The organism is Acetobacter musti, from assembly GCF_011516835.1.
Classification (GTDB): Bacteria; Pseudomonadota; Alphaproteobacteria; order Acetobacterales; family Acetobacteraceae; genus Acetobacter; species Acetobacter musti.
Genome location: NZ_WOTB01000069.1, coordinates 2501 through 5642, shown reverse-complemented (window position 1 = coordinate 5642; position 3142 = coordinate 2501). Strand labels below are relative to the sequence as shown.

Here is a 3142-nt window from a genome sequence, read left to right as displayed (position 1 = left end):
CCTTCAGGTTATGAGCCTGACGAGCTACCGGGCTGCTCCACCCCGCGGTGGTGATGGTGTAATGTGTGAGGGGTGGACTGGAAGACCTGGCGGCGACCGACTTTCCCGTGGCTTAAGCCACAGTATCATAGGCGCTGGGGGTTTTCACGGCCGAGTTCGGGATGGGATCGGGTGGATCTCTCCCCGCCATAGCCACCAGGTCATCCAGTCCACCGTCTGTGGTGTCTGGTGCTGCGGTTGGTGTGATTGTGAAATATGAGGCATGGATGATTTCTGTGCATGGGCACTCTCTTTTAAGGGAGAGCGTAATATGAGTGAGTTCCTGTGGGCGATTAGGACCAGTTAGCTGCACGCATTACTGCGCTTCCACACCTGGCCTATTGACGTGATGGTCTTTCACGGCCCTTGGGGAGATCTCGTTTTAAGGTGGGTTTCCCGCTTAGATGCTTTCAGCGGTTATCCCGTCCATACTTAGCTACCCGGCTGTGCCGCTGGCGCGACAACCGGTGCACCAGAGGTATGTTCATCCCGGTCCTCTCGTACTAGGGACAAATCCTCTCAAATCTCCAGCATCCACGGCAGATAGGGACCGAACTGTCTCACGACGTTCTAAACCCAGCTCACGTACCACTTTAATCGGCGAACAGCCGAACCCTTGGGACCTGCTCCAGCCCCAGGATGTGATGAGCCGACATCGAGGTGCCAAACCTCCCCGTCGATGTGGACTCTTGGGGGAGATCAGCCTGTTATCCCTAGAGTACCTTTTATCCGTTGAGCGATGGCCCTTCCACGCGGGACCACCGGATCACTATGGCCGACTTTCGTCTCTGATCGAGCTGTCACTCTCACAGTCAGGCGAGCTTATGCCATTGCACTCGACAGCCGGTTTCCGACCGGCCTGAGCTCACCATCGCGCGCCTCCGTTACACTTTGGGAGGCGACCGCCCCAGTCAAACTGCCCACCATGCAGGGTCCCGGACCAGGCTTACTGGTCGCGGTTAGACATCAGAAAAATTCAGGGTGGTATTTCAAGGATGGCTCCACAGGAACTGGCGCCCCTGCTTCAAAGCCTCCCACCTATCCTACACAGAATGTCTCTGATGCCACTGCAAAGCTGCAGTAAAGGTTCATAGGGTCTTTCCGTCTGACCGCGGATACCCCGCATCTTCACGGGGAATTCAATTTCGCTGAGCCGATGCTGGAGACAGCGGGGAAGTCGTTACGCCATTCGTGCAGGTCGGAACTTACCCGACAAGGAATTTCGCTACCTTAGGACCGTTATAGTTACGGCCGCCGTTTACCGGGGCTTCAATTCAGTGCTCTCACACCTCCTCTTAACCTTCCGGCACCGGGCAGGCGTCAGACCCTATACGTCGTCTCTCGACTTCGCAGAGTCCTGTGTTTTTACTAAACAGTCGCTACCCCCTGGTCTGTGCCACCCGTAAATGGTTGCCCACCTGCGGGTCTCGCTTATCCCGAAGTTACGCGAGTAATTTGCCTAGTTCCTTCAGCATCGTTCTCTCAAGCGCCTTGGTATACTCTACCAGTCCACCTGTGTCGGTTTAGGGTACGGACTATATGCCAGAGCTATTTCCTGGAATGCTCAAAAAGCCGGACCAATCCGATAAGGACCGACAACATCTCGCATTCGTCACTTCTGGCAGGTTCAGGAATGTTCACCTGATTTCCATCGACTACGGCTTTCGCCCTCGCCTTAGGGACCGACTAACCCTGCGTGGATTAACCTTGCGCAGGAACCCTTGGACTTTCGGCGACAGTGTTTCTCGCACTGTTTGTCGCTACTCATGTCAGCATTCGCACTTCCGATATCTCCAGAGAGGGTCACCCCGTCTCCTTCACAGACTTACGGAACGCTCCGCTACCGCGCATACAAAGTATGCACCCACAGCTTCGGCACGTGGCTTGAGCCCCGTTACATTTTCGGCGCAGGGTTTCTGTTAGACCAGTGAGCTATTACGCTTTCTTTAAAGGATGGCTGCTTCTAAGCCAACCTCCTGGTTGTTTTGGAATCCCCACATCCTTTCCCACTTAGCCACGATTTGGGGGCCTTAGCTGGTGGTCTGGGCTGTTTCCCTCTCGACAATGGACCTTAGCACCCACTGTCTGTCTGCCACGCTATACGTCCGGGTATTCGGAGTTTGGTTAGGTTTGGTAAGGCTTTGGGCCCCCCTAGCCCATCCAGTGCTCTACCCCCCGGGGTAAACACATGACGATCTACCTCAATAGATTTCGCGGAGAACCAGCTATCTCCGAGTTTGATTGGCCTTTCACCCCTAGCCACAGCTCATCCCCGACTTTTTCAACAGGCGTGGGTTCGGCCCTCCAGTGCGTGTTACCGCACCTTCAGCCTGGCCATGGCTAGATCACTCGGTTTCGGGTCTTCTGCCAGCAACTCGTCGCCCTGTTCAGACTCGCTTTCGCTACGCCTACACCTAACGGCTTAAGCTTGCTGCAAACAGAAACTCGCTGACCCATTATACAAAAGGTACGCCGTCACCCCATAAGAGGCTCCGACTGCTTGTAGGCATCCGGTTTCAGGTCTCTTTCACTCCCCTCGTCGGGGTGCTTTTCACCTTTCCCTCACGGTACTAGTTCGCTATCGGTCATCAGGGAGTATTTAGGCTTGGAGGGTGGTCCCCCCATGTTCAGACAGGGTTTCACGTGCCCCGCCCTACTCAAGGATCACTCAAAGCATTACGCATACGGGGCTATCACCCACTATGGCCGGACTTTCCAGACCGTTCCGCTTATCTTCAAGTAACCGCTGGCCTGTTCCGCGTTCGCTCGCCACTACTGGCGGAATCTCAATTGATGTCTTTTCCTCCAGGTACTGAGATGTTTCAGTTCCCCGGGTTCGCCTCATACACCTATGTATTCAGTGCATGATCCTCTTGCGAGGGGGTTGCCCCATTCGGATATCCACGGATCAAAGCCTGCTCGCGGCTCCCCATGGCTTTTCGCAGCGTGCCACGTCCTTCATCGCCTCCTGATGCCAAGGCATCCACCGAATGCCCTTCTCACACTCACTCACTCCCATGCACAGAAACCATCCATGCCAGAGCTTACGCTCCGCATTTCAGTTCTGAGACATGACAGCTCATCAAGCGCGTCATATTTCATT

Annotated in this window: 2 rRNA genes; both read right to left on the bottom strand. The window is 55.0% G+C overall.

The annotated features are described in order from the left end of the window. Window positions 1-84: 84 nt before the first annotated feature. Window positions 85-200: ribosomal RNA gene (rrf, locus tag GOB93_RS20435) — 5S ribosomal RNA — on the bottom strand. Between the two features lie 111 nt (window positions 201-311). Beyond that, window positions 312-3049 (bottom strand): 23S ribosomal RNA (locus GOB93_RS20430). Between the last annotated feature and the right edge of the window lie 93 nt (window positions 3050-3142).